A 24,774-nucleotide genomic window follows, 5' to 3' on the forward strand; every position below is an offset into this window, starting at 1 on the left:
GTGATCAGGATGCCGAGATGCGGAAGCGCGACACCGAATTTTTCAGTTCCTGCGCCAGCACGGACAGTTTGTGGATCGACTGCGCCGTTTGCTGGGTGCCGTCCTGCGCGTGCTCGGTGACCGACAGGATGTGCTGGATATTCTGCGCCACGCCGCTGGCCGATGTCGCCTGCATGCCGGTGGCATAGGAAATACCCTGGATCAGTTCCGCCAGGCGGTTCGACACCTGCGAAATGTCCGACAGCGCCGCGCCGGCCGCGTCGGACAGGCGCGCCCCTTCGACCACGCCCTGGGTCGATTTTTCCATCGCCGCCACCGCGTCGTGGGTGTCGGTCTGGATGGTGCGCACCAGCGCGCCGATCTGCTTGGCCGCCTCGCCCGAACGCTCGGCCAGGCGCTGCACCTCCTCGGCCACCACGGAGAAGCCGCGTCCCGCCTCGCCGGCCGACGCGGCCTGGATCGCCGCGTTCAGCGCCAGCACGTTGGTCTGCTCGGTGATGTCGGAAATCAGTTCGGTGATCTCGCCGATCTCCTGCGACGATTCGCCCAGGCGCTTGATGCGCTTGGACGTCTCCTGGATCTGCTCGCGGATCTCGTGCATGCCCTTGATGGCGTTTTCCACCGCCGTCGAACCCTGGCGCGCCGCCGCCACCGACTGGCGCGCCACGTCGGCCGACTCGGAGGCGGACTTCGACACCTCGGTGATCTCGTTGGCCATTTTCACCACGGTGGCGCTGGCGTCCTGGATTTCGCGCGACTGCTGCTGCGAGGCGAGCAGCAGGTCGCTGGAGATGCTCTGCGCATGGCTGGAGGCCGAGGTGACCTGTTCGGCGGTGGTGGTGACGCGGCCGACCAGCCCGCGCAGCTCTTCCACCGTGTAATTGACCGAGTCGGCGATGGCGCCGGTAATGTCCTCGGACACCGTGGCCTGCACCGTCAAGTCGCCGTCCGCCACTTCCTGCAGCTCGTTCATCAGGCGCAGAATCGCGGCCTGGTTCTGGTCGTTCATGGACTTGGCTTCCTCTTCCTTGCGCTGCGCCTGCTGGCGCATGGCTTCCGCTTCCTGGCGGCGGCGGTCGGCGCCACGGGTGCGGTTGTAGGAGTCCTGCAGCAGCACGCGGCCGATGGCGGCCGCCGCCATCAGGGTCAGCAGGCCGCCGGCCACCATCAGCCAGAAGCTCAGGTTGAGCGAATCCTGCTGCACGCGGTAGGCAGCCAGCACCACGCCCAGGCGTTCGCGCAGGGCCTCGTTTTCGCTGAAGATCTGCTGCTCGGCCACCTTGGCCGCCGTGTAGCGGTCCAGTTTGTCGAGCACCGAGCCGACCAGGGTCTGGTAAGTCTCGAACGGCGTTTTCAATTCCGTAAACAGCGTGCGCAGCTCGGGGTCGCGGGTGACCGGCAGCGCCAAGGTCGTGCTGCCGTTCAGGAAGCCGTCCACGGTGTTGCGGAACACGGTGATGTCGCGTCCCAGCTGGAAAGCGGTTTCCGCGCTGATGCCGCCGGCGGTGACGAATTCGCTCACGCTGCGGTTCATGCGCTGGGTCAGCATGGTCAGCTTGCCGAGGGCGGCCATCTCGCGCGCGCTGCCGCCGCGCAGCAGCTTGAGGGCGGCGATGGTTTCGGTCTGCTCCAGCAGGTCGGGCGACAGGCGGTCGAGCTGCCTGAGCGTTTTTTCCAGGCCGGTCAGCTCGGGTTTCAGGCGCAGGATGGTGTCGGCCGAACGGTCGGCCGCGCTCCACACCTTGCGCGCGGCCGCCACCGCGCTGGCCAGCGATTCGCCGGGCGAACCGATGGTGCGCCCGTGGTAGTCGCCGCCGGACTGCATCAGCTTGATATCCTGGTTCAGCTCCTTGCGGCTGTCCTCGAGCTGGCGGAAGGCTTCGACATTGCCCTGCACCGCGTTCGGTGCGGCCTTGCCGATGCGCTGCGAGTGCATCAGCGCGTCGCTGGCGATCTGGGTCTGGGCCGAGGTGACGCTGCTGTTGCGGATGTTCAGGCCGACTGCGGCGATGCTGAGCAGCAGGCTCAGGCCGAGGGCGGTGGACAGGATGCTCAGCTGGCGCTGCGCGGGCATGTGGCCGATCAGGGGCAGCTTGACGCCGGGGCCGCTGTCGCCGGCCGGGCCGGCGCCACGGCGGCGCAGGGCGTCGCGCAGGCGCAGCGGCGCGCTGGCCTCGCCGCTGTCGGCGGCGGACGGTGCGGCGGCGAGCGAGGAAGCTGCGGCGGCCGTGGTTGCGGCCACGGCCGCGGCGGCGGCGGCAAGCTCCGCCGCGGACGGCGCGCCCACGCCGGCGGCCGTGCTGCCATAGCTGGCGAATTCCGAATCAGGGCCCGCTTCCTGATGAGCGTCCTGCCTGGAGCGTGCGAACAAATTCTTAATGAATCCCATTACACCGTCCCTTATTTGCAAAATGATTACAGACCGACTTGCAGGAACCTTTCTTCCCGCACCAGCAGCGTCAGGTCGAGGCGCGACCAGAGCTGCCCCTCCTGGTCCAGGAACTGCTGCACGCACCAGGCCGGCACGTCCTCCGCCAGCGGGGCCGGCGCCATGTCGTCCAGCTTGCGCAGCCCAAGCACGCGCGCCGCCAGCAGCGCGCAGTTGAAGCCCAGGCCGGGCGAGAAAGTAATGATGCGGCTGTCGGCCGCCGGCGGCGTGGCCGGGTAGTCGAGGTAGCGCGCGAAGTCGATCACGCCGCACAGGTTGCCGCGGATATTGGCCAGGCCCAGATACCAGTCCTGCGCCAGCGGCACCACGCTGACCGCCTGCCACGGCACGATCTCGCCGATCTGGGTCAGGTCCAGCAGGCAGCGGCTGGCGCCGAACTGCACGCCCAACTCGCGCCCGGCGGCCTGGCTGCCGCTCTTGGCGTCGTGCATGCGTTCAAGCAGCTGGGCCTGGTAGCGGCGCAAACGGCTGCGGCGCTCGGCGCCGGCGGGCTCGGCCGAAGGCGCCGGCACGGGATCGAGGGGCAGACCGCTCTCGGCGTTGCTCATCGCTCAGCCGCCGAGGGCGGCGATCTTGGCCAGCAGCGCGGCCGCGTCGACCGGTTTGACCAGGTAGTCCTTGGCGCCCTGGCGCAAGCCCCAGATGCGGTCGGTCTCCTGGTTCTTGCTGGAGCAGATGATGACCGGCACGTCCTGCAGCTCCGGGTCGCGCGCGATGGAGCGCGTGACCTGGAAGCCGTTCGCGCCCGGCATCACCACATCCATCAGGATCAGCTGCGGCTTGTCGGCCTTGATCTTGGCCAGCGCCTCCTCGCCGTTTTCGGCGGTGGAGACGGAAAAGCCGTTCTTGACCAGGATGTCGGTCAGGTAATAGCGCTCGGTCGGCGAATCGTCGACGATCAGTATTCTTTGTATGGCCATGATGCCCTCGCTATGCGTACGATACTCAGACCCCCGCCGCGCCTGCGGTATGCTCGCGCACGGCCGCCAGCAGGCTGTCTTTGGTAAATGGTTTGGTCAGGTAGGCGGCCGAGCCGACCATGGCGCCGCGCGCGCGGTCGAACAGGCCGTCCTTGGAGGACAGCATGAGCACGGGCGTGGCGTGGAATTTGGTGCTTTTCTTGATCAGGGCGCAGGTCTGGTAGCCGTCCAGGCGCGGCATCAGGATGTCGCAGAAGATCAGCGACGGGTGGTGGTCGTTGATCTTGGCCAGCGCGTCGAAGCCGTCTTCGGCCAGCACCACCTGGTAGCCGGCCTGGCTCAGGAAGATCTCGGCCGACCGGCGGATGGTGCTGCTGTCGTCGATCACCATGATTTTCAAACCAGTCGCTTGCGGCGTATTAGTCATATTTACTCACCGATATGTATCGATACGATAGCATAGCGCGCCGCGCCAGCACAGTAATTGCTTTACAGAAATTTTATTACAGCGCCACCATTTCGAAATCGTCCTTGCGGGCGCCGCATTCCGGGCAGGTCCAGTTGATCGGCACGTCGGCCCAACGGGTGCCGGGGGCGATGCCTTCTTCGGGCAGGCCGGCTTCTTCATCGTAGATCCAGCCGCAGATCAGGCACATCCAGGTTTGGAACGGCTGCGTTGTTTCATTGCTACTCACGTTGTATCACCTTCTATAAAGTAAAATGCCGAATCAGGTATCTTAATCTACCAGCCGTGCAAAACCAAACTTCTCCCCTTATCCTGACCTTTGGCGCCGCCGACCCGGTCGGCGCCACCGGCGTCACCGCCGACCTGGCCGTGTTCTCCGCCCTCGCCTGCCAAGGCCTCGCCGTCACCACCGCGTTGCTGATCGGCGACAGCGCACGCATCGAAGACTTGCAGGAGACCGATCCGGACTGGGTATCCGACCAGGCCCGCGTGCTGCTGGAGGACGCCCAGGTGGCGGCCTTCAAGATCGGCGCGCTGCAAAACATGGAGCACGCCTCGGCCATCGCGGAAATCGTGTCCGATTATCCGGACGCGCCGCTGGTGCTGGACCCGTTCAGCTCGCGCCTGCCGGAACCGGGCGAGGACGCCGAGGAACTGCTGACCATCGTGCGCCAGTTGCTGGTGCCGCAAACTTCGGTGCTGGTGCTGTCGCAGGTGGAGCTGGGCCGCATGGCCGAAACCTGGCGCGACACGGACAACAGCGAGGCCGGCAGCGAGACCGACCCGGACGTGGGCGGCGACGCCGGCAGCCCGGGCGCGCTCGAGGAAGACGTGGCCTACCTGATCGAACTGGGATGCGAGTTCGTGCTGGTGACCGGCACCCCGGCCGGCCCCGGCCACGGCGACGCGGTGCGCGCCAACACCCTGTACGGCGCCGACGGCGTGGTGCGCCACGACGCCTGGCAGCACCTGCCCGGCCCCTTCCTCGGCGCCGGCGGCACGCTGTCGGCCGCCATCGCGGCCTACCTGGCGCGCGGCGCGGACACGCCGCAGGCGGTGGGATTGGCGCAGGACTACGTCCAGGGCGCGCTGGCCAACGCCCAGCGCTACGGCATGGGCAAGCTGGTCCCCAACCGTTTTTTCCGCATGCAGTTCACGCCCGACCAGTAAGGCGCGGGCCACCACAACTTACCAAAGAGACATCATGACGACTGAATCGAAGAACGACACGCTGTTCGCACGCGCCCAGAAAACCACGCCCGGCGGCGTCAACTCCCCGGTGCGCGCCTTCCGCTCGGTGGGCGGCACGCCGCGCTTCATCACCCGGGCCGAAGGTCCTTACTTCTGGGACGCGGACGGCAAGCGTTATATCGATTACATCGGTTCCTGGGGCCCCGCCATCGTCGGCCACGCGCACCCGGAAGTGGTGAAGGCGGTGCAGGAAGCGGCCACCCGCGGTTTATCTTTCGGCGCGCCGACGGAAGCGGAAATCGACATGGCAGAGGAAATCTGCCGCCTGGTGCCGTCGATAGAACAAGTGCGCCTGGTATCGTCCGGCACCGAGGCGACCATGAGCGCTTTGCGTTTGGCGCGCGGCGCCACTGGCCGCGACAAGATTATTAAATTCGAAGGCTGTTATCACGGCCACGCCGATTCCTTATTAGTCAAAGCCGGCAGCGGCTTGCTGACTTTCGGCAATCCGACCTCGGCCGGCGTACCGGAAGACTTCGTCAAACACACGCTGGTGCTGGACTATAACAATGTGGAACAGATCAGCGTAGCGTTCGCCAATTTCGGTTCCGAGATAGCCTGCGTTATTGTCGAGCCAGTGGCCGGCAATATGAATCTGATCAAAGGCACGCCGGCATTCCTGCAAGCCCTGCGCGAGCTGTGCACCAAGCACGGCGCTATTCTGATCTTCGATGAAGTGATGTGCGGTTTCCGCGTGGGCCTGGGCGGCGCGCAGGAATTGTATGGTATTAAACCGGACTTGACCGCGCTGGGTAAAGTTATCGGCGGCGGTTTGCCGGTCGCGGCATTTGGCGGCAGCGCTGAATTGATGAGCCAGATGGCGCCGCTGGGTGCGGTTTATCAGGCCGGCACCTTATCCGGCAATCCGGTAGCGGTAGCGGCAGGCATGACGACGCTGAAGATCATTCAACAGCCGGGCTTCTACGACAAGCTGGCCGCATCGGCGAAACGCCTGGCCGCTGGATTAACCGCGGCGGCGAAAGAAGCCGGCGTCACTTTCTGCGCCGATGCCGAAGGCGGCATGTTCGGTTTATATTTCAGTGAAGTACCGCCGAATAACTACGCCGAAATGATGGCCGGCGACCGCGCCAAGTTCAATACCTTCTTCCACGCCATGCTGGACGAGGGCGTCTATTTCGCGCCGGCCGCTTTCGAGGCAGGCTTTGTTTCGGCGCAGCACGACGACACGGTGATCGACGCGACCATCGAAGCGGCCCGCAAGGTATTCGCGACACTGAAGTAATTCATTCCCCAAAACAGCCGCCGCAACGCCTTTCCGGGCTGCGGCGGCTTTTTTTCGCCGCTTTTAAGCCAGGTTTTGGCTTGATCACGCCAAAACCCGGCTCGTATTGCGGCTTGCCCCACCAGTGCGCGCAGCGGCTTCCCTGCAGAGCAATTACCGTATTCACCAGGGAGAGCCCGGCATGGCCGTCGCACGGCGAAGGCAGCACCGGTTCGCGCCGATACTGCTGGCTATGACGGCCAGCTATTATCTCGTTTGCAGTTCCGCCCCGCCTCGGAATGGATGCTACTGCTCGATTTTCACCGTTACCCCGCCGCTGATCCACTGGCGGCTGCAGCGCCCCAAGAAGATATGGTGCACAGCTAATCAGTGGCGATGCTGTTCATTGGGCACTATATTTATCCGGTAACAAAACAAGGAAATAATCTCGCATTCAGAAGGGGCAGCGCGATATTTCACTAGTGCTTGGCGCAGCCGAGATTGTGTTGGGAACGTACCTGACTTCGAATGGCACCTCTAAATACCCGTCACCCCTCACCGGCGGGACTGCCGCATAAGCTTGAACCCATACGTCGCATGCTCAGATGTGCAATATGGGAATCCCGCGGGGCACCGAACCTTGTGCGGTGATTCGCCGGTGTGAAGGAAACATTGGCGATTATTTGAGGCACCCGGAGTTATAGAACATGATGTGCTTGCGGCCGGCGCCCCTTATTTCAGGCGGAGGCTTGGTATTACAGGGCACCTCGAAATACCTGTCGTTCCGTATCGGCGGACCGCCGCGCAGGGTGTAGCAGGGAATTCGTGGGGCACGCCCCACGCCTGCGGAACGACTTGCGGCAGCAAGGGGAACCCATACTTCGCATGCTCAGAGGCGCAGCATGGATTCGCGCGGGGGCGCCGAGCCCTGCGCGGGAATGACAATTTAGCGGTTATTCGAGGTTCCCTACACTATTTGTACGTAATGGAAGGCACCGGCATTTTTCGGTGAACGTCATTTCAACTATGCGGATAATGGACAGTCGCCGATTACAGCTCTACTTTATCGCCCTGTATCCCGAGCAGGGCTCGGCGCCCCCGCGCGAATCTATGCTACGCCTCCGAGCATGCGATGTATGGGTTCCCGCCTACGCGGGAACGACAGGATTTTCGGGGCGGTGGAGAGATTCAAGCGAGTGCTGCGGCGCAAAGCGGGCGTCCGGCGCCATGTCCGACCGTGCCGGGCGCATATCGCCATCCGCCTGAAAACGGGCTGCGAACTGCCCGATCTGTTTGGCCGCCGGTAGCCGCTGAGCAAAATTTACCCGTGTTTGGAGCAAGCGAGAGTGTTTCGTGACTGTTGGATAGAATTCAACAATGTTGGGAAAGGCATACTATCGGAATGAAATTAATTGCCGAAAAACGCTCCAGCAACGACAAGTACGACGTACTTCGCTTCGTCCGCAACAACGGCAGCGCCACCGACGCGCTGATGCCGCGCCAGGGCATCCTGCCGCACGACCTGATCCATTACGTGGTGGAATCCGCCCTGCCCCTGCGCCACGGTTTCCTCAGCCAGGTCGCACTCGGGGCCGACGCCGGTTTTGTCGTGCAGGCCGTGCATGACTCCGGCAACCCTGCCGTGCAGCAGGAGGCGGTGCAGGTGGAAGCCATCGTCGAGGGGCTGCAAACCCAGCTTTGGGCCGGCAGTTTCGACCTCGACGCCTTCCTGCTTGCAGCCAATTCGGCCTGCGAAGCGCGCGGCAAGCCGCCTTTCGACCTGAGCGGCATAGACGTCCACGCCTGCCTCTACCAGCGCGCCCAGGCCCTGCACGCTAAATGGCAGGAAACGCCCTATCACCGCTTCCTGACCCTCGACTTCAGCCCGCGCTTCACATAAAAGGATAAAGGGGCCAGGGTTAATTAATTTGTAATCACAAATTAATTAACCCTGGCCCCTAATGAGATGGTCACCCTCCACCCTATAAGTTACTAAGCTTATAGGGTGTTTTCACTTCTGAAGGAGGCCATCATGGAGAACGTTACCCTCATCGGCATTGACCTTGGCAAGCACAGCTTTCATGTCCATGGTCAGGATCGGCATGGCAAAGCATTGCTGCGCAAGAAGTTCAGTCGCAGTCAGTTGATGGAATTTCTCGCCAAATTTCATCCGTGTACCATTGTCATGGAAGCTTGCGCGGGAGCGCATTTCATGGCCAGGCAGTTGGCGGCGTTCGGTCATGAGGCCAAGCTGATTTCGCCGCAGTTCGTCCGCCCCTTCGTCAAGAGCAACAAGAACGACTTCATCGATGCTGAAGCCATTTGCGAGGCGGCTTGCCGCCCCGCCATGCGCTTTGTCACGCCAAAGAATGAAGCCCAGCAGACATTGTCGGCACTGCACCGTGTGCGCGAATCGCTGGTGCGCGACCGAGTCAAGGCCAGCAACCAGATCCATGGTTTTCTACTCGAATTCGGGATCAGCCTGCCGGTGGGCTACGCAGCGATTCGGCGTTTGCCGGCCATCCTTTCCGAGCGTCCATTGCCGCCACGGCTGGTCGATGTGCTAACCCGGCTGCAAGCTCATTTCAAGTATCTCGACGAACAGATCGCTGACATGGAAAAGGAACTGACGCGTCAAGTGACCGATGACGACCTGGGCCAGCGGCTCATGACAGTGCCCGGAATCGGCCCGATCACGGCCAGCGTGCTCGCGGCCGAAGTGGGCGATGGCAAGCATTACCGTTGCGGCCGCGACTTCGCTGCCGCCGTCGGCTTGGTGCCGCGCCAGTACAGCACCGGCGGCAGAAATAAGCTGCTGGGCATCAGCAAGCGGGGCGACAAGAATCTGCGGCGCCTACTGGTCCAATGCGCCCGGGCGTACATGTTGCACCTGGAGCGCCAGCGAGGACGGCTGGCCGAGTGGGTGCGCGCCATGCTCACGCGGCGCCACTCCAACGTGGTGGCCTGTGCCTTGGCCAATAAATTGGCACGCACAGCCTGGGCCATCGCGGCTCACCATACTGAATTTAAAACGAAAGAGGCCCCCATGGCAACATGAGGGCCCTTTGAGACTCACCGCTTTACAGCACACCTACCGGTTTTGCGACTGCTGACATTGGATGACGTGAACGGCACACCGGCCTGACGGAAACCTGGTACGAAAATCGGCATCGCAGGCCGAGCCCCTTTTTAGGACCGACAGGCGCGACTCTCATCGTGGCGCGGAGACCATCTCCAACCAGACGCCGGATAGATTTAAGCGAGCCTACTCACATCATACAAAATCAGCTTGCAAAAGCGAGGGTGACCATAGATTTTTGCCTTCTGCGTTTTTGAGATTATTTCAGCCAGCCGCGGTGGCGGAAGTAGAGGAAGGGGGCGATGGCGCTGGTGATCATCAGCGCCCAGGCCCAGGGGTAGCCCAGGGCCCATTTCAGCTCAGGGATGTTGTCGAAGTTCATGCCGTAGACGCTGGCGATCAGGGTCGGCGGCAGGAAGGCGACGCTGGCCACCGAGAAGATCTTGATGATCTTGTTCTGGTTGATGTTGATGAAGCCGACCGTGGCGTCCATCAGGAAGTTGATCTTATCGAACAGGAAAGAGGTGTGGCCGTCCAGCGATTCGATGTCGCGCAGAATCTGGCGCGCTTCTTCAAACTGCTCGGAATTGAGCAGCCGGCCGCGCATCAGGAAGCTGACCGCGCGCCGCGTGTCCATCATGTTGCGGCGGATGCGGCCGTTCAAGTCTTCCTCGTGGGCGATGGCGCTCAGCGCGTCGGCCGCGTCCCGGTCGGTGAATTCTTCCTGCAGCACGCGGCCGGACACTTCTTCCAGGTTCTGGTAGATGCCTTCGAGCGCGTCGGCCGAATATTCGGCGTCGGTGGCGTACAGGTCGAGCAGCACGTCCATGTAGTCGACGATGGAGCCGGGACGCGAACGGGCGCGCATGCGCACCAGGCGGAACACCGGCAAGTCGTCGGTATGGACCGAGAACAGCATTTTCTTGGCCAGGATGAAGGCCACGGTGACGATGCGCGACGGGCCGTCGTCCTCTTCGAGCAGGAAGTCGGTGCGCAGGTGCAGGTCGCCGTTTTCCGCTTCGTAGTAGCGGGCCGAGGCTTCGATGTCTTTTACTTCGTCTTCGCCCGGCAGGGTCACGCCGTAGATGGCTTTGACCCACTGGCGCTCGTCGTCGTTGGGGTCGGTCAGATCGACCCAGACCGGTTCGAGCTTCTCCAGGTCTCCCCGGGATTCGATGGGAACCTGGTTGAGACGGCCATTTTGTAAGACGAAGACATTGATCATAGGCACTCTCAGCCGGCGGTGGGAACGAAACAGCGCAAGTGTACCCGCAAGCCCCTTATTCGGCCACCTCTGCGTGCTGTTTTTTGCCCTAGCGGGTGGCCTTTTCTATCATTTTCGCGCGCAGGTCCTGCGGCGCGGCGTCGGCCGGGTCCGGCTTGGGCGCCTTGGGCGCTTCGATGCCCTTTGTTTCATGCACGACAACGTTTTTGGTGGTCGCGTTGCGGTCGCCGCATTCGGTGTCGGAAAACACGGTTTTGCCGTTGATGATGCAGCGGCGCAGCTGGTTGCCCGGGGCTGCGGCCGGCAACACCGGCAACGCGGAAGCCGACGGCATGGCTGCCGGCGGGCTCTTGCCGGTCAACTTGTTGATGCCCTCTGCGAACAGGTTGCGCTCGTAGCGCATCGAGAACAGGGCTGCCATCGCCAACGCGGCCACGCCCGCCATCAGCACCGCCACCAGGATCAGACTCACACCGCGCTGCCGCTGAAGCATGCCGCCTCCGAAACAAATAGATGCCCTATGGTAACTCAGCCGAGCCCATGCGCCTCAAAATAACGCCGGTGCGGCGCGCGAGGTAGCTGGAATCGCGGTGCTTGTCGTAGAAACGGGGGTTGGGCAGCATGACGGCCAGCTTGGCGGCCTGCGCCGCGCCCAGCCTGGCGGCGCTGATGCCGTAATAGTGCTTGGCGGCCGCTTCGGCGCCGAAGATGCCTTTGCCGAACTCGACCACGTTGAGGTAGATCTCGAAGATGCGCTCCTTGTCCATCAGCGCTTCCAGCATATAGGTGATGATCAGTTCCTGGCCCTTGCGCAGATAGCTGCGCGAACCGGACAGGAAGAGGTTCTTGGCCAGCTGCTGGGTGATGGTGGAGCCGCCCGAGACCAGCTTTTTCCTTCTGTTGTTTTTTTCATAAGCCAATTGCAAGGCCACCCAGTCCACGCCTTCATGTTCGGAGAAATTGCTATCTTCCGAGGCGATAATCGCGCGCTTCAGGTTGCTGGAGATGCGCGCGTACGGCACCCATTGCTGCTGGATGTTGGCCGTGGGGTTGACCTCGCGCAGCGCAGCCTGCTGGGCGCGCATGAAGGAGGTGGTGGCCGGATTGTGGCCGACCCACCACCAGATCTGCAGCAGGAAATACAGCTGGACGGCGATGAACAGCAGCACCGGCGCAATGAAGAGCCATTTGACCCACCGCCACTTGCCGCCGGCCGCCGCCGGCTTGCGCGCTTTTGTCATAGTGTTGAACGCAGATGAGCCAGTAATGCCGTCGTTTGCGGACGCATGCCGCGCCAGGCCAGGAAGGCCTCGGCGGCCTGCTCTACCAGCATGCCCAGGCCATCACGCGCGATCGCGCCGTGATCGGCCGCGAACTGCATGAAAACGGTCGGCTCTTTGCCGTACATCATGTCCAGCGCCAGGGTGCCGGGGCCGAACACCGCGGCCGGCACCGGCGGCAGTTCCGAGCTCAGGCTGGCCGAAGTGGCGTTGATGACGATGTCGTAGCGCCCTTGCGGCTCGGTGTAGCCGCAGGCGGACAAGGCGCAGCCGCCGGACAGCGCGGCGAACTGCGCCACCAGCGCGTCGGCGGTCGCCACGGTGCGGTTGGCGATGGTGAGCTGGGCGGGATGATGCTCCAGCAGCGGCAGCACGACGCCGCGCGCGGCGCCGCCGGCGCCCAGCAGCAGCACGCGCTTGCCGGTGACGGCCACGCCGGCGTTGCCGACGATGTCGTTGACCAGGCCGGCGCCATCGGTGTTGTCGCCTATGGTGCCGTCCTCGGTAAACAGCAAGGTGTTGACGGCGCCGGCGGCCTGGGCGCGCATGGTCAGCGCGCCGCACAGCTTGTGGGCCTCCAGCTTGAAGGGGACGGTGACATTGGCGCCCTTGCCGCCTTCGGCGATGAAGCCGCGCACGGCGGCGGCGAAGCCGTCCAGCGGGGCCAGGCGCTTTTCATAGGTCAGCTGCTGGCCGGTCTGCTGCGCGTAGGCGGCGTGGATGTCGGGCGATTTGCTGTGGGCGATGGGGTTGCCGAAGACGCAGTACTTGTCCATGTAATTAATTCGTTCCGCTCAGGTTGGATTCCAGTTTTTCTTCGCGCGTGAATTTGAAACGCGTGATGATGACCCACAGATCGTCGCGCTCGCTCGACAGCATATTGGGCGGGAAACGGCCGAAAGGCGCGGCGCGGCGCACGATGGCCAGCGCGGCGGCGTCCAATGCGTCGTTGCCGGAGCTTTTCTCGATGCGCACGCCGCCATCCTTCTGGTAGATGGTGCCGTCCTGGAAGATGGGGATGTACACCACCAGCTCGCCGTACAGCTTGCGGCCGTTCTTTTGCGGGAAGTTCAGCGTGCCGATCTCTTCGACGCGGCGCTGCAGTTCCTTGTAATAGTTGGCGTAGCCGACTTCGCGCGTGGTCGGGGTGATGAAGGTTTTCTTGGGGCGCTTGTTCTGGTCGTCGATGGTTTGCGTGATCTCGGCGGCCATGCGGGCGATGGCCTTGCTGCTTTCGAGCAGGTCGGCGCCGGTCGGCATCGGGTCGGGCTTGGCTTTTTCGGTCACCGGGGCGGCGGCCAGCGGGCTGGGCTTGACGGCCTGGGTCAGCAGTTTTTTCTGCGTCTCCTCCAGCTCGGCGATGCGGCGCTTGGTCGCTTTCACGCTTTCGCCTGTTTCGTTCTTGCGCATGTCCGGCAGCGGCGACTTGGCGCGGCCGGCATCGGCCTTGCCGCCGCCTTCCAGGTTGGCTTGCGCCAGCGCCTCGGCCTTCAGCGGCGCCTTGTCGTGCTTGGCGTTCACCAGGATCACTTCCAGGCCGGGGTCGGTCGGCTCGACCTTGAAGTTCTTCGGCGCGACAAAGTTCACCGCCAGCAAAACGCCGTGCGCCAGCAGGGAAATGCCAGTTGCAAGATACAGGAAGCGGTTTTCTTGGAAAGACTTCACGCAGGGACCGTCGGCGACATCAAAGGATTGCACATTCTACGACAAGCGCAGGCTCGCGGGGCTGTCGTCGGCGGCCCGGCGCCTTGTCATTCCGGACCGCAGGCCCGCCGCGGCAAGCGGAATCCATGCGTCCGGGCCGCAGCATGCGGCGTATGGACTGCACCGGCGGACCGTCCCGCCTGCGCGGGAACGACAATCGGGGGTCAGGAGGCCTGCTCGGGGGCGGGCTCGGTGACCACCGTTTCGCTGGCCAGTTCGGCCACTTCGGCTTGCTCGTCGGCCGGGGCGACGGCGGGGCCGGCTGCGGCTTCCTCGCCTTCGGCCACGGTTTCTTCCTCGTCCTCGTAGTCCATTTCGGCGTCGGCCGCCGCCGGGGCGGTGACGATTTCGATCAGGCGCGCTTCGATGCCGAGGTCCACTTCGTCCCAGCGCAGGATGTCGAGCTTGACCTGCGCGCCGCGCGCGGCCGGCGGCATGCCGGGCATGCGGATGATCAGCGGGATGTCGGTCAGGCGCAACACTTCATCCTTGAGCACCACCGCTTCGACCTGGCGCTGCTCCTGCTGGCCCAGCCAGCGCAAGCACCAGTAGCGTTCCATATTGCCCTGGTGGTCGTTATAGGCCGAGTAGGCCGCGTCGAACTGGGACACGATGGCGAACAGGTTGGCATCCTTGTGCTTGAACGGCGCCACGAAGGGCGCGGCCACGCCCTTCTCGGCCACGGCCAGGATCTGCCACTGGTTGACCAGGTCGGTGTAGCGGCGCAGCGGCGAGGTGCTCCACGCGTACTGGTCCACGCCCAGGCCCTGGTGCGGCGCGGCGTGCGTGAGCATGCGCACCTGCATCTTGGCGGCCCAGCCGCCCACGCCCTGCCCCTGGCTGCGGTAAATGCCGGGCACGCCGTGGTCGTGCATCAGCTTGCCCCAGGTGCTGTTGGCGAAGATCATCAGCTCGGCGACGATCTTGTCGAGCGGCGCGCCGCGCTTGCGGCGCGTGACGGTGACGACGTCGTCCTCGACATAGAAGTTGTAGTCGACGCGGTTGTTCTGTTCCGGCTTCAGGCCGAAGCCTTCGCGCTTGACCATGCGGCCCGCCTCGAGCTGCAGCGCCCATTGCCACAGCAGCGCCAGCTCGGCCTTGCGCGGATACTCGCCCGCGCCGCTGGCCAGCGTTTCTTCATTGACCAGCTCGTCGAGCGTGTTGTGGCGCAGGTTGTTGGCGATCGGCACCATCTCGGCGCGCGTCTCGGTGGCCACCACGCTCCAGTCGGCCGGGTCCAGCGTGGCGTACAGCGACAGCGCCGGGCAGGTCTTCCCTTCGGCCAGGGTGAACGCTTCGACCACGGCGTCCGGCAACATGGTGATTTTGTCGCCCGGCATATAGACGGTGGACATGCGCGCGCGCGCCATCTTGTCGACCGCGTCGTCCGGGCGGATGCCCAGGCCGGGCGCGGCGATGTGGATGCCGACCTTGACCTTGCCGTCGGCCAGGTGGGTGACCGAGAAGGCATCGTCGATCTCGGTGGTGGTGACGTCGTCGATGGAGAACGCTTCGACGGCCGCCAGCGGCAGGCCGGACGGCGTGGCCGGCACCGGCACGTCGGGGAAGCCCGCGCCTTTCGGGAAATTCTCGAACAGGAACTTGGACATGTGCAAGTCCTTCGGCGTGGCGACGCCGCCCACGGCCAGCATCAGGCGCTGCGGGCTCTGGTGCAGTTCGTTGCAGGCCGCCTCCAGCGCCTTGTATTCGATGGTGTTCTTGTCCGGCTTGAACAGCAGCTGCTGGACCATGGACTTCATGCTGTCGGGCAGCTTGTTGGCCTTCAGCTCTTCCACGTACTGCGCTTGCACCAGCGCCTGCTGCTTCTTCTTCTCGATGCCGGCCAGCGCGGCGCGCAGCGATTGCTCGGGCGCCTTCTTGTAGCGGCCGCGGCCTTTCTTGTAGAAATAGACCGGCGCGTTGTGCAGGCCCAGGATCAGGCCGGCCGCCTCGTGCGGCAGCGGCGCGTGGCCGAAATACTCGGCGCCCAGCTCGGCGAAGCCGAACTCCTCTTCGCCCGCCACTTCCCACAGGAATTCCAGGTCGATGTCGGCGGCCACCGCCTTGGCCTGCTCCAGCAGCTCGGCCGGGGCCGGTTTTTCGTACTGCAGCAGCACGTCCTTGGCTTTGACCTTGTTGCGCTTGCCGCTGGCCATTTCAATCTGGTAAGCCTCGCCAGCGTGGGACATGACGGAGCCGACCTTGAAGTCGCCCGATTCTTCGAAAAATACGTTCATTTTTTATGTTCTGTTCTCTAAAGTCGCGTTTGCCGTGGCTTGCACCAGGTCCAGCACCGCGGGCAGGAAGACCTCGGTGACCAGCAGCAATCCATTGTGGCGCTGGTACAAGCAGCGCCGTGCATACAATATCTGTTCGTCCGGCATGCCGGTGGCCGCGCGCGCGCGCAGCGACAGCGGATGGGTGGCGCGCAGGCGCGCAAACTCCAGTGCGCCGCGCCGCACTTGCGGGTCGCCGAACAAGGTCGAGCCCAGCGAGCGTTCGCCCAGCGCGCTGAACAAGGGCCAGTCGCCGGCGTCCGCCGACATCGGCACCACCGTGTGGCCGAACACCACAGGCGTATTATCACACCGCAGCAGCACCTCGCGTTCCACCACGCGGCTGCCGCGGTGCAGGCCGATGGCGGCCGCCTCGTCGTTCAGGCACGGCGCGGGGTTCTGGTGCAGGCGCTGCACGCGGAAGGCGCCGCTGTGCGCTTTCAGCTTGCCGGTCAGCGAACCGCGGCCGCTGAGCCAGTGGCGCATGGCCGGCGGCGCGTTGACGGCGTTCACGTGGCTGTGCCAGAGCGCGAGCCGCAGCGTGCGGCCCTTCACCGGGAACCGCCGCCGTCCGCGCCGGCGCCGCCTGCACCGATGCGCACGCCGCAGAACGCCAGCACGCCATCCATATAGTCGGCAAATTCGCTGATGCCGTGGTCGCTGCCCTGTATCACCAGCTGGCGCGCATCCCGATAGTGCTCCACCATGTCGCGGTAGTCCAGCACTTCGTCGCCGGTGGCGGCGATCAGGTAGTAGCGCTCCGGCCTGCTGATCCTGGCCACGTCGAGCGCGCGCAGTTCGTCTATATATTCAGGCTTGAACTCGAAGGGGCGGTCCGAATGGTATTCGGTGCTGACGCCGACGTGTTTTTGCAAATCCTGGCGCGGCACGATGGCCGGGTTCAGCAACACGGCGCGGCAGCCCAGGCGCTCGGCCAGCCAGGTGGCGTAATAGCCGCCCAGCGAGGAGCCGACCACGGTCAGCTCCTCGGCCAGCTGCGCGGCAGGCACGCCCGCCACCAGCGACAGCGCCAGTTCCATCGCCAGCCTGGGCGAGGCCGGCAATTGCGGGCAGAGGTAGTCGGCGCTGCGGCCCAGCGCGGCCATGCGCTCGCCCATCAGGCGCGCCTTCATCGATTGCGGCGACGAGCGGAAGCCATGCAGATACAAAATCATCGGGCCAGCGCCTCCAGCAATTTCTGGTGCACGCCGCCGAAGCCGCCGTTGCTCATGACAACGATGTGGTCGCCCGGCTGCGCCCGGGCGGTGATGGCCTGCACCATGGCGTCGATGTCGTCGTGCGCGCTGGCGAGCTCGCCCATGGGCGCGAGCGCGGCGCCCAGGCTCCAGCCCAGCGACTGCTCGCTGCCGTAGCCGAACACCAGGTCGGCCTCGGCCAGGCTGCCGGGCAGCGCGTCCTTCATCGCCCCCAGCTTCATGGTGTTGGAGCGCGGCTCCAGCACAGCCAGGATGCGCCCCGCCGCGCCCAGCTTCTGGCGCAGGCCGCCGACCGTGGTGGCGATGGCGGTCGGATGGTGGGCGAAGTCGTCGTAGACGGTGATGTTGTGCACCACGCCGCGCACTTCCATGCGGCGCTTGACGCTTTCAAATCTGGCCAGCGACTCGGCCGCCTGCGCGACCGGCACGCCGACGTGGCGGGCGGCGGCGATCGCGGCCAGCGCGTTCGAGCGGTTGTGCTTGCCGGTCAGCTGCCATTGCACCTTGCCGGCCACCGCGCCGTTGAAGACGACGTCGAAGCTGCCGTCCGCGTATTCCTGCATGGCCCAATTGGCGCCGGCCTGGCCGCCGAAGGACTCCTGTTCGCTCCAGCAGCCGCGTTTGAGCACGCGCCCCAGCGCGGCCTCGTCGGCGTTGGCGATGACGCGGCCGATGCCGGGCACGGTGCGCACAAGGTGGTGGAATTGGGTCTCGATGGCGGCCAGATCGGGGAAGATGTCGGCGTGGTCATACTCGAGGTTGTTGAGCACGGCGGTTTTCGCGTGGTAGTGCACGAACTTGCTGCGCTTGTCGAAGAAGGCGGTGTCGTACTCGTCCGCTTCGATGACGAAGAAGCCGGAACCGGCTTCTTTTCCGGACAGGCGGGCCGAGATGCCGAAGTTCATCGGCACGCCGCCGATCAGGAAGCCGGGCGCGTAGCCGGCGTCTTCCAGTATCCAGGCCAGCATGGCCGAGGTGGTGGTCTTGCCGTGGGTGCCGGCCACGGCCAGCACCCATTTGTTACGCAATATGTGTTCACCCATCCATTGCGGGCCGGACACGTAGGGCAGGCTGCGGTCCAGGATGGCTTCGACCAGCGGGTTGCCGCGCGAGACAACGTTGCCTATTACATACAGATCGGGATTGAGCGCGAGCTGTTCCGGGCCGAAGCCCTGTATCAGCTCGATGCCTTGCGCTTCGAGCTGGGTGCTCATCGGCGGATAGACATTGGCGTCGCAGCCGGTGACGCGGTGGCCCGCTTCCTTCGCCAGCACGGCCAGGCCGCCCATGAAGGTGCCGCAAATACCTAATATATGAATATGCATGTTGAGAGTGCGCAGGCCTGAGCCGTTAATCGCTGAAATCGTTGGGGCAAGGTGGTGATTTTACCTGAGACGTGGCCTCTTCCGGTTCAGAGTATGATCTCGGACATGACGCTGCCCCCAAACGACGAACTCCAGCTGCTGCGCGCGCAGATCGCGGCGGCGGCCGCGCGCCTGATCGCGCAGGACGGCGCCGACTACGGCTCGGCCAAGCGCAAGGCTGCGCGGCAGATCCTGGGCGAGGCCAGCAACACCGGCGCCAGCATCTTGCCCGACAACAGCCAGGTCGAGGAGGAAGTGCGCCTGTACCACGCGCTGTTCAACGCGGCCACGCAGCCGGCGCGGCTGTTCCAGCTGCGCACCGTCGCCTTGCAGGTGATGGAGGCGCTGGAGCAGTACCACCCCTTCCTGACCGGCGCCGTGCTCAACGGCACCGCCGGGCCGCACGACGACATCCACCTGCAGCTGTTCGCCGACAGCGCCAAGGAAGTCGAGATCTTCCTGCTGAACAAAAACATCAACATCGACATTTCGGAGACGCCGCACTTCAAGGGGCCGCGCTTCGATCCGGTCGAGACGGTCAGCTTCCTGTGGCACAAGGAGGGCGTGCACGCGGCGCTGTACGAGCTGGACGACATGCGCGGCGCCCTGAAGGCGCGCAGCGACGGCAAGGCCATCCGCGCCGACAGCGCCGGCGTGCGCGCCCTCCTACTATCTAGTAGCCACGATATTTAATACTACGAATCAATATAATGTTTAATAAGAAATACTTTGTATACGCGGCAGTCGCTATCGCCTGCGGCGCCGGCGGTGCCTGGTTCAGCGACATGCAGGCGCAGCAGGCGCTGGCCGAGGCCAGCGCGGCCAAGGCGGCCAGCATGGCCGCCCTGCCGCCCCCGGTGGCGGCCCTGTTCCGGCAGCAACTGAAGGACGTCAAGGGCGCGGACCAGTCGCTGGGGCAGTGGCGCGGCAAGGGCCTGCTGGTCAACTTCTGGGCCACCTGGTGCGCCCCTTGCGTGCAGGAAATGCCGGAGCTGTCCGCCCTGCAGGCCGAAATCCAGGACAAGAAACTGCAAATCATTGGCATCGGCATCGATAGTCCCTCCAATATCGCCGAATTCGCCGAAAAGCATAAAATCGCCTATCCTGTGTACGTGGGCGGCATGAGCGGCACCGACTTGTCGCGCGAACTGGGCAACGCCCATGGCGGGTTGCCGTTCACCGTGCTGATCGGGGCCGACGGCCGGGTCAAAAAGACCTATCTCGGCCGCTTGAAGTTCGACGAGTTGCGTGCGGATCTTGCAAGTATGTAAGAATTTCGACAAATTATTTTTACTTGCCAAGGGTCGCTGTTGGCGGCAAAATGCGAAACTTTCGCTGAAAACGGTCTGAACACATGGCAAAAAACCTCCTGCTACTGAATGGCCCCAACCTGAATTTGCTGGGGACGCGCGAGCCCGAGGTCTATGGCGCCAGTACGCTGGCGGACGTGGAACAGGCGGCCCAGGCGCAAGCGGCAGAGGCCGGCGCACAGCTGTCTTGTTTCCAAAGCAACCACGAGGGGGCGCTGATCGACCGCATCCACGCCGCGCGCGGCGAAGGCGTCGACCTGATCGTCATCAACCCGGGCGGGCTGACGCACACCAGCGTGGCCCTGCGCGATGCGCTGGCCGGGGTGGCCATCCCCTTCGTGGAAGTGCACATTTCGAACATTTATCAACGCGAAGAATTTCGCCACCATTCTTTTCTCAGCGCGGTCGCGCAAGGGACGATCTGCGGGCTCGGCATCGACGGGTATCGCTTAGCCATCGACTTTGCACTTAAAAAACGTTAATCTACGCGATCTGCGCGCATTTATCGCGGCCACGCCCCACAAGGGGCCGCCGCCCACAATCATAAACAAAGCTACACAGGGAGTCTCAGATGGATCTACGCAAGCTCAAGACGTTGATTGACTTGGTCGCTGAATCGGATATCGCAGAGCTGGAAGTGACGGAAGGCGAGAGCAAAGTACGCATCGTCAAGTCGTCGGCCATGCCGCAAAACCAGGTTGTGATGATGCAACCGCAAGGCATGCAGCCGCAGTACCAGCATGCCGCGCCGATGGCCGCCGCCCCAGTCGCCAGCGTTCCAGCTGCCCCTCCTGAGCCTACCGGCCACGTGGTGAAGTCGCCGATGGTCGGCACCTTCTACCGTTCCTCGGCCCCGGGCGCCGCCGCTTTCGTCGAAATCGGCCAGTCCATCAAGGAAGGCGACACCCTGTGCATCATCGAAGCGATGAAGCTGCTCAATGAGATCGACGCGGACGTGTCCGGCGTGGTGACCCAGGTGCTGGTGGAAAACGGCCAGCCGGTCGAATTCGGTCAACCGCTGTTTGTGATCGGCTGATCCCCGCCATGTTTGAGAAAATCCTTATTGCCAATCGCGGCGAAATCGCGCTGCGCATCCAGCGCGCCTGCCGTGAAATGGGCATCAAGACGGTGGTGGTCCACTCCGAAGCGGACAAGGACGCCAAATACGTGAAGCTGGCCGACGAGTCGGTCTGCATCGGCCCGGCCGCTTCCGCGCTGAGCTACCTGAACATGCCGGCCATCATCAGTGCGGCCGAGGTGACCGACGCCGAGGCGATCCACCCCGGCTACGGCTTCCTGTCCGAAAATGCCAACTTCGCCGAACGCGTCGAGAAATCCGGCTTCGTCTTCATCGGCCCGCGCGCCGAGTCGATCCGCCTGATGGGCGACAAGGTCTCGGCCAAGCAAGCCATGATCCGTACCGGCGTGCCCTGCGTGCCCGGTTCGGAAGGCGCGCTGCCGGAAGACCCGAAGGCGATCGTGCAGATCGCGCGCAAGGTCGGCTACCCGGTCATCATCAAGGCCGCCGGCGGCGGCGGCGGGCGCGGCATGCGCGTGGTGCACACCGAGGCGGCGTTGATCAACGCGGTGGCCATGACCAAGGCGGAAGCCGGCGCGGCCTTCGGCAACCCGGAAGTCTACATGGAGAAATACCTGGAGAATCCGCGCCACGTGGAGATCCAGATCCTGGCCGACGAACACAAGAACGCCGTCTGGCTGGGCGAGCGCGACTGTTCCATGCAGCGCCGCCACCAGAAGGTGATCGAGGAAGCACCGGCGCCGGGCATCCCGCGCAAGCTGATCGAGAAGATCGGCGACCGCTGCGCCGAGGCTTGCCGCAAGATCGGCTACCGCGGCGCCGGCACCTTCGAGTTCCTGTACGAGAACGGCGAGTTCTATTTCATTGAAATGAACACCCGCGTGCAGGTGGAGCATCCGGTTACCGAAATGATCACCGGCATCGACATCGTGCAGGAGCAGATCCGCATCGCCGCCGGCGAGAAGCTGCGCTTCCGCCAGCGCGACGTGATGCTGGCCGGCCACGCCATCGAGTGCCGCATCAACGCCGAGGACCCGTTCAAGTTCACGCCGTCGCCGGGCCGCATCACGTCCTGGCACGCGCCGGGCGGCCCCGGCGTGCGCGTCGACTCGCATTCCTACGCCGGTTACTACGTGCCGCCGCACTACGATTCGATGATAGGCAAGGTCATCACCTACGGCGCGACCCGCGAGCAGGCCATCCGCCGCATGCAGATCGCGCTGTCGGAAATGGTGGTCGAGGGTATTTCGACCAACATCCCGCTGCACCGCGAACTGATGGTGGACGCGCGCTTCATCGAGGGCGGCACCAACATCCATTACCTGGAACAGAAACTGGCAGCGATGCCCAAGGCGGGCGCATGAACTACGTAGAAATCGTCATCGAGGTCGCGCGCGACCATGCCGAGGCGCTGTCGGACGCGCTGATGGAAGCGGGCGCGCTGTCGGTCTCGGTGGAAGATGCCGATGAGGGCACCGACGCCGAGAAGCCGCTGTTCGGCGAACCGGGCATGGAGCCGGAAGAAGCGGCGTGGGACCATTCCCGCGTCGTGGCGCTGACCGGCGAGGACGCCGACCAGGCGGCCATCGTCGCCGAAGCGGCGGCGGCCATCAGCCTGGCCGCAGTGCCGAAGTTCACGCTGCGCGGCGTGGAGGAGCAGGACTGGGTGCGTTTGACCCAGTCGCAGTTCGAGCCCATCCACATCGGCAAGAACATCTGGGTGGTGCCGAGCTGGCACGAGGCGCCGGATCCGGACGCGCTGATCCTGGAGCTGGACCCGGGCCTGGCGTTCGGCACCGGTTCGCACCCGACCACGCGCTTGTGCATGGAGTGGCTGGAGGCGCACCCGGCGCCGGGCAAGACGGTGCTGGACTACGGCTGCGGCTCGGGCATCCTGGCGATGGTGGCCAGGAAGCTGGGCGCGGGCGCGGTGGCCGGGGTCGACATCGACCCGCAGGCGATCGAATCGGCGCGCGCGAACGCCGAACGCAACCAGGTCGGCGAGATCGAGTACTTCCTGCCCGACACCTTCGCCGTCTCGGCGCACGCCGAGGCCCGTTTCGACGTGGTGGTGGCCAACATCCTGTCCAGCCCGTTGAAGGTGATGGCGCCGATGCTGTCGGGCCGCGTGGCCGACGGCGGCGCGCTGATCCTGTCCGGCGTGCTGGCGCGCCAGGCCGAGGAAGTGGCGGCGGCGTATGCGCCCTTCATCAAGCTGGGCGTCTGGGCAGAGCTCGATGGCTGGGTCGCGCTGCACGGCGTCCTGGGCAGTGATACCGCACCGCCCGCACGCTGAGCCCCCGCTAGCACGATGGCGCTCGCCACCAAATGCCCCCACTGCAGCACGATATTTCGGGTCGCCCACGACCAGTTGAAATTACGTGGGGGCATAGTGCGCTGCGGCGCCTGCAATGAAGTCTTCGACGGCAATGCCGCGCTGGTGGAGCCGGCGCTCAAGCAGCCCGTCATCATCGACCTGCCGGCGTCGTCCCTCGCCGCGCCCACCACCTCCCCCGAACTCGAAGCCCTGATCACCACGCTCGACGCGCGCCATGCGGCTGCGCCGGACTGGCAGGACGACGAGCATGAACCCGGCCGCGATACCGACGCCGGTGCCGATGCCTTGGCAGATGCCGATGCCGATGTTGCAGCCGAATCAGCGGCGCAGTCCCTCGCTGCATCGGAGGACGCCGGCGCGAATGCCGCGGCGGTGCCTGAGGCATCGGCCGACACGCCTGTACCCGCCGCCGAGGACGCGTTCGATCTCGATCTCGACGTGGACCTGGAGGCGCTGGATGGCGAGCCGGCTCCCGCAAATGCCGAAGCGCGTCCCCCGCTGCCATGGGAGGACGATACGGCATCCGGCGCCGACGGCGGCTACGGCCTTCCGGGCGACGACGAAGAGTCTTCCGACGCGCTTTCCATCGGAGACGACGATGCGGCCGAGCCGGCCCGTGCGCCCGAAGCTGAACCGCAACGCCCCGCTTATCCGCCGCTGTCCGCGCTGGACGACGAGGACGCGCCCGCCCCGGCTCAGGAATCCGAATACAGCGACGGTCGCCGCGAGCCCACGCTGGATCTGCCCGACGAGCACCTGACCGCCGTCGCGCTGCACGACAGCTTCGAACTGGACGCCTACCCGCGCAAGACTGGCGACGCCGGGCATGAGGCCGACGGCGATGCCGACGGCGATGCCGATGCCGATGACGATGACGACGATGTCGTCACGCTGTCCAGCGCCGCTGCGGGCTTCGCCGGGACCGGGGCCGGCGGCAGCGCGCTGACAACAGACTCCAACGAGGACGCCGACGGCCGCGGCGATGGCGAAGGCAAGGACGCCGACGACAGCAACGGTGGCAACGGCGCCGCCAGGGACGGCAAGGATGTCGCCAGCGGCCCTGCCACGCCGGTGTCGGCCGGCCTGCCCGGCGCCGACGACGAGCCGGGCTTCGTCAAACGCGACCGCCGCCGCCAGCAGTTCGGCAAGGCGGCCCGCGCCGGCATGGCGCTCGGCATCCCGCTGCTGCTGGCCGCGCTGACCGCGCAGGTGGTGGGCACCTTCCGCAACCCGCTGGCCGCCGCCGTGCCGGCGCTGAAGCCGGCGCTGGTGTCGGCCTGCCAGCTGGCCGGCTGCAAGGTCGACCTGCCGGCGCAGATCGACGCGCTGAGCATCGAGCAGGGCGAGCTGCAGACGCTGGCGGAAAACGTGTTCAGCTTCTCGACCACGCTGCGCAACCAGTCGCGCAGCGCGCAGGCCTGGCCGCACATAGAACTGATCCTCAACGACGCGGCCGACAAGCCGGTGCTGCGCCGCGTGTTCGCGCCGCGCGAGTATCTGGCCAATTCCGTGACCAATGCCGCCGACGTCGACAAGGGCTTCGCTCCACGCTCCGAGCAATCGGTTAAACTGCATTTCGAGCTCGCCCAAGTCAAGGCGTCGGGCTATCACATCGCTGTTTTCTATCCTTAAGA

25 protein-coding genes are annotated in these 24,774 nt (G+C 64.7%); 11 read left to right on the plus strand and 14 right to left on the minus strand.

The features are described from left to right. Positions 1 to 4 precede the first annotated feature (4 nt). From ACSQ8Y_RS20005 to ACSQ8Y_RS20025, 5 genes are all read right to left on the minus strand, one after another. Entirely contained in the window at positions 5 to 2,389 is a 2,385-nt protein-coding gene (locus ACSQ8Y_RS20005; protein WP_436268181.1) for a methyl-accepting chemotaxis protein, read from the minus strand. Between the two features lie 26 nt (positions 2,390 to 2,415). Beyond that, the gene (locus ACSQ8Y_RS20010; protein ID WP_436268182.1) at positions 2,416 to 2,997 is read right to left on the minus strand and encodes a chemotaxis protein CheW; all 582 of its coding nucleotides are present in this window, start codon (positions 2,995 to 2,997) and stop codon (positions 2,416 to 2,418) included. A gap of 3 nt (positions 2,998 to 3,000) precedes the next feature. Further along, entirely contained in the window at positions 3,001 to 3,369 is a 369-nt protein-coding gene (locus ACSQ8Y_RS20015) for a response regulator (protein ID WP_436268183.1), read from the minus strand. 25 nt (positions 3,370 to 3,394) lie between these two features. Further along, on the minus strand, positions 3,395 to 3,796 hold the full coding sequence (locus tag ACSQ8Y_RS20020) for a response regulator (RefSeq protein ID WP_436268184.1): 402 nt from the start codon (positions 3,794 to 3,796) through the stop codon (positions 3,395 to 3,397). A 76-nt stretch (positions 3,797 to 3,872) separates the two neighbouring features. Next, positions 3,873 to 4,025 (minus strand): rubredoxin, encoded by a 153-nt coding sequence (locus tag ACSQ8Y_RS20025; RefSeq protein ID WP_436269869.1) that lies wholly within the window; start codon positions 4,023 to 4,025, stop codon positions 3,873 to 3,875. Positions 4,026 to 4,120: 95 nt separating this feature from the next. Between ACSQ8Y_RS20025 and thiD the strand changes: the two genes are divergently transcribed. The 4 genes from thiD to ACSQ8Y_RS20045 all read left to right on the plus strand — a co-directional run bounded on the left by thiD (position 4,121) and on the right by ACSQ8Y_RS20045 (position 9,366). After that, complete coding sequence (thiD, locus tag ACSQ8Y_RS20030; RefSeq protein WP_436268185.1) at positions 4,121 to 5,005, plus strand: bifunctional hydroxymethylpyrimidine kinase/phosphomethylpyrimidine kinase; 885 nt, start codon at positions 4,121 to 4,123, stop codon at positions 5,003 to 5,005. Between the two features lie 34 nt (positions 5,006 to 5,039). Then, positions 5,040 to 6,329 (plus strand): glutamate-1-semialdehyde 2,1-aminomutase, encoded by a 1,290-nt coding sequence (gene hemL, locus ACSQ8Y_RS20035; protein WP_436268186.1) that lies wholly within the window; start codon positions 5,040 to 5,042, stop codon positions 6,327 to 6,329. A 1,381-nt stretch (positions 6,330 to 7,710) separates the two neighbouring features. After that, positions 7,711 to 8,208 carry a hypothetical protein gene (locus ACSQ8Y_RS20040; protein ID WP_436268187.1) on the plus strand — a complete coding sequence of 166 codons (498 nt, stop codon included), beginning with the start codon at positions 7,711 to 7,713 and terminating at the stop codon, positions 8,206 to 8,208. Between the two features lie 132 nt (positions 8,209 to 8,340). Further along, complete coding sequence (locus ACSQ8Y_RS20045) at positions 8,341 to 9,366, plus strand: IS110 family transposase (protein WP_436267588.1); 1,026 nt, start codon at positions 8,341 to 8,343, stop codon at positions 9,364 to 9,366. 280 nt (positions 9,367 to 9,646) lie between these two features. On the opposite strand, the gene corA is transcribed toward ACSQ8Y_RS20045, so the two are convergent. The 9 genes from corA to mpl form a co-directional block, all read right to left on the minus strand. Then, positions 9,647 to 10,612, minus strand: coding sequence for a magnesium/cobalt transporter CorA (gene corA / locus ACSQ8Y_RS20050; protein ID WP_436268188.1), 966 nt, complete (start codon positions 10,610 to 10,612; stop codon positions 9,647 to 9,649). Positions 10,613 to 10,700: 88 nt separating this feature from the next. Next, on the minus strand, positions 10,701 to 11,084 hold the full coding sequence (locus ACSQ8Y_RS20055; RefSeq protein ID WP_436268189.1) for a DUF4124 domain-containing protein: 384 nt from the start codon (positions 11,082 to 11,084) through the stop codon (positions 10,701 to 10,703). Positions 11,085 to 11,130: 46 nt separating this feature from the next. Further along, positions 11,131 to 11,853: a monofunctional biosynthetic peptidoglycan transglycosylase gene (mtgA, locus tag ACSQ8Y_RS20060; RefSeq protein ID WP_436268190.1), complete on the minus strand. Its 723-nt coding sequence runs from the start codon at positions 11,851 to 11,853 to the stop codon at positions 11,131 to 11,133. Then, positions 11,850 to 12,668, minus strand: coding sequence for a shikimate dehydrogenase (aroE, locus tag ACSQ8Y_RS20065; RefSeq protein WP_436268191.1), 819 nt, complete (start codon positions 12,666 to 12,668; stop codon positions 11,850 to 11,852). The genes mtgA and aroE overlap by 4 nt, the downstream gene beginning before the upstream one ends. A 4-nt stretch (positions 12,669 to 12,672) precedes the next feature. Beyond that, entirely contained in the window at positions 12,673 to 13,557 is an 885-nt protein-coding gene (locus tag ACSQ8Y_RS20070; protein WP_436268192.1) for a TonB family protein, read from the minus strand. A 203-nt stretch (positions 13,558 to 13,760) separates the two neighbouring features. Beyond that, positions 13,761 to 15,833: a ribonuclease catalytic domain-containing protein gene (locus ACSQ8Y_RS20075; protein WP_436268193.1), complete on the minus strand. Its 2,073-nt coding sequence runs from the start codon at positions 15,831 to 15,833 to the stop codon at positions 13,761 to 13,763. A 3-nt stretch (positions 15,834 to 15,836) separates the two neighbouring features. After that, positions 15,837 to 16,427: a chorismate--pyruvate lyase family protein gene (locus ACSQ8Y_RS20080; protein WP_436268194.1), complete on the minus strand. Its 591-nt coding sequence runs from the start codon at positions 16,425 to 16,427 to the stop codon at positions 15,837 to 15,839. After that, on the minus strand, positions 16,424 to 17,047 hold the full coding sequence (locus ACSQ8Y_RS20085; protein ID WP_436268195.1) for a YqiA/YcfP family alpha/beta fold hydrolase: 624 nt from the start codon (positions 17,045 to 17,047) through the stop codon (positions 16,424 to 16,426). Before ACSQ8Y_RS20085 ends, ACSQ8Y_RS20080 begins: the two co-directional genes overlap by 4 nt. Beyond that, positions 17,044 to 18,414 carry a UDP-N-acetylmuramate:L-alanyl-gamma-D-glutamyl-meso-diaminopimelate ligase gene (gene mpl / locus ACSQ8Y_RS20090; RefSeq protein WP_436268196.1) on the minus strand — a complete coding sequence of 457 codons (1,371 nt, stop codon included), beginning with the start codon at positions 18,412 to 18,414 and terminating at the stop codon, positions 17,044 to 17,046. The genes ACSQ8Y_RS20085 and mpl overlap by 4 nt, the downstream gene beginning before the upstream one ends. Positions 18,415 to 18,519: 105 nt before the next feature. On the opposite strand from mpl, the gene ACSQ8Y_RS20095 reads away from it, so the two are divergent. The 7 genes from ACSQ8Y_RS20095 to ACSQ8Y_RS20125 all read left to right on the plus strand — a co-directional run bounded on the left by ACSQ8Y_RS20095 (position 18,520) and on the right by ACSQ8Y_RS20125 (position 24,772). Next, positions 18,520 to 19,146 carry a hypothetical protein gene (locus ACSQ8Y_RS20095; protein ID WP_436268197.1) on the plus strand — a complete coding sequence of 209 codons (627 nt, stop codon included), beginning with the start codon at positions 18,520 to 18,522 and terminating at the stop codon, positions 19,144 to 19,146. A gap of 17 nt (positions 19,147 to 19,163) precedes the next feature. Next, positions 19,164 to 19,724, plus strand: coding sequence for a TlpA disulfide reductase family protein (locus ACSQ8Y_RS20100; RefSeq protein ID WP_436268198.1), 561 nt, complete (start codon positions 19,164 to 19,166; stop codon positions 19,722 to 19,724). Between the two features lie 83 nt (positions 19,725 to 19,807). Further along, positions 19,808 to 20,245 carry a type II 3-dehydroquinate dehydratase gene (gene aroQ / locus ACSQ8Y_RS20105; RefSeq protein WP_436268199.1) on the plus strand — a complete coding sequence of 146 codons (438 nt, stop codon included), beginning with the start codon at positions 19,808 to 19,810 and terminating at the stop codon, positions 20,243 to 20,245. An 89-nt stretch (positions 20,246 to 20,334) separates the two neighbouring features. Continuing rightward, positions 20,335 to 20,799 carry an acetyl-CoA carboxylase biotin carboxyl carrier protein gene (gene accB / locus ACSQ8Y_RS20110; RefSeq protein WP_436268200.1) on the plus strand — a complete coding sequence of 155 codons (465 nt, stop codon included), beginning with the start codon at positions 20,335 to 20,337 and terminating at the stop codon, positions 20,797 to 20,799. A gap of 8 nt (positions 20,800 to 20,807) precedes the next feature. Next, a complete protein-coding gene (gene accC / locus ACSQ8Y_RS20115) occupies positions 20,808 to 22,166 on the plus strand; it encodes an acetyl-CoA carboxylase biotin carboxylase subunit (RefSeq protein ID WP_436268201.1) in 1,359 nt (452 codons plus the stop codon). Continuing rightward, the gene (gene prmA / locus ACSQ8Y_RS20120; protein ID WP_436268202.1) at positions 22,163 to 23,098 is read left to right on the plus strand and encodes a 50S ribosomal protein L11 methyltransferase; all 936 of its coding nucleotides are present in this window, start codon (positions 22,163 to 22,165) and stop codon (positions 23,096 to 23,098) included. Before accC ends, prmA begins: the two co-directional genes overlap by 4 nt. A 15-nt stretch (positions 23,099 to 23,113) precedes the next feature. After that, positions 23,114 to 24,772: a DUF3426 domain-containing protein gene (locus ACSQ8Y_RS20125; protein WP_436268203.1), complete on the plus strand. Its 1,659-nt coding sequence runs from the start codon at positions 23,114 to 23,116 to the stop codon at positions 24,770 to 24,772. The last annotated feature ends 2 nt before the right edge of the window (positions 24,773 to 24,774 follow it).

The organism is Pseudoduganella sp. LjRoot289 (assembly GCF_964252925.1).
GTDB lineage: Bacteria > Pseudomonadota > Gammaproteobacteria > Burkholderiales > Burkholderiaceae_D > Rugamonas.

Bases quoted from the DNA above. Each gene is read 5' to 3' on its own strand.
- ACSQ8Y_RS20005 (WP_436268181.1), bottom strand. From the start codon at position 2,389: ATGGGATTCATTAAGAATTTGTTCGCACGCTCCAGGCAGGACGCTCAT.
- ACSQ8Y_RS20010 (WP_436268182.1), bottom strand. From the start codon at position 2,997: ATGAGCAACGCCGAGAGCGGTCTGCCCCTCGATCCCGTGCCGGCGCCT.
- ACSQ8Y_RS20015 (WP_436268183.1), bottom strand. From the start codon at position 3,369: ATGGCCATACAAAGAATACTGATCGTCGACGATTCGCCGACCGAGCGC.
- ACSQ8Y_RS20020 (WP_436268184.1), bottom strand. From the start codon at position 3,796: ATGACTAATACGCCGCAAGCGACTGGTTTGAAAATCATGGTGATCGAC.
- ACSQ8Y_RS20025 (WP_436269869.1), bottom strand. From the start codon at position 4,025: ATGTGCCTGATCTGCGGCTGGATCTACGATGAAGAAGCCGGCCTGCCC.
- hemL (WP_436268186.1), top strand. From the start codon at position 5,040: ATGACGACTGAATCGAAGAACGACACGCTGTTCGCACGCGCCCAGAAA.
- ACSQ8Y_RS20040 (WP_436268187.1), top strand. From the start codon at position 7,711: ATGAAATTAATTGCCGAAAAACGCTCCAGCAACGACAAGTACGACGTA.
- ACSQ8Y_RS20045 (WP_436267588.1), top strand. From the start codon at position 8,341: ATGGAGAACGTTACCCTCATCGGCATTGACCTTGGCAAGCACAGCTTT.
- corA (WP_436268188.1), bottom strand. From the start codon at position 10,612: ATGATCAATGTCTTCGTCTTACAAAATGGCCGTCTCAACCAGGTTCCC.
- mtgA (WP_436268190.1), bottom strand. From the start codon at position 11,853: ATGACAAAAGCGCGCAAGCCGGCGGCGGCCGGCGGCAAGTGGCGGTGG.
- aroE (WP_436268191.1), bottom strand. From the start codon at position 12,668: ATGGACAAGTACTGCGTCTTCGGCAACCCCATCGCCCACAGCAAATCG.
- ACSQ8Y_RS20075 (WP_436268193.1), bottom strand. From the start codon at position 15,833: ATGAACGTATTTTTCGAAGAATCGGGCGACTTCAAGGTCGGCTCCGTC.
- ACSQ8Y_RS20085 (WP_436268195.1), bottom strand. From the start codon at position 17,047: ATGATTTTGTATCTGCATGGCTTCCGCTCGTCGCCGCAATCGATGAAG.
- mpl (WP_436268196.1), bottom strand. From the start codon at position 18,414: ATGCATATTCATATATTAGGTATTTGCGGCACCTTCATGGGCGGCCTG.
- ACSQ8Y_RS20095 (WP_436268197.1), top strand. From the start codon at position 18,520: ATGACGCTGCCCCCAAACGACGAACTCCAGCTGCTGCGCGCGCAGATC.
- ACSQ8Y_RS20100 (WP_436268198.1), top strand. From the start codon at position 19,164: ATGTTTAATAAGAAATACTTTGTATACGCGGCAGTCGCTATCGCCTGC.
- aroQ (WP_436268199.1), top strand. From the start codon at position 19,808: ATGGCAAAAAACCTCCTGCTACTGAATGGCCCCAACCTGAATTTGCTG.
- accB (WP_436268200.1), top strand. From the start codon at position 20,335: ATGGATCTACGCAAGCTCAAGACGTTGATTGACTTGGTCGCTGAATCG.
- accC (WP_436268201.1), top strand. From the start codon at position 20,808: ATGTTTGAGAAAATCCTTATTGCCAATCGCGGCGAAATCGCGCTGCGC.
- prmA (WP_436268202.1), top strand. From the start codon at position 22,163: ATGAACTACGTAGAAATCGTCATCGAGGTCGCGCGCGACCATGCCGAG.
- ACSQ8Y_RS20125 (WP_436268203.1), top strand. From the start codon at position 23,114: ATGGCGCTCGCCACCAAATGCCCCCACTGCAGCACGATATTTCGGGTC.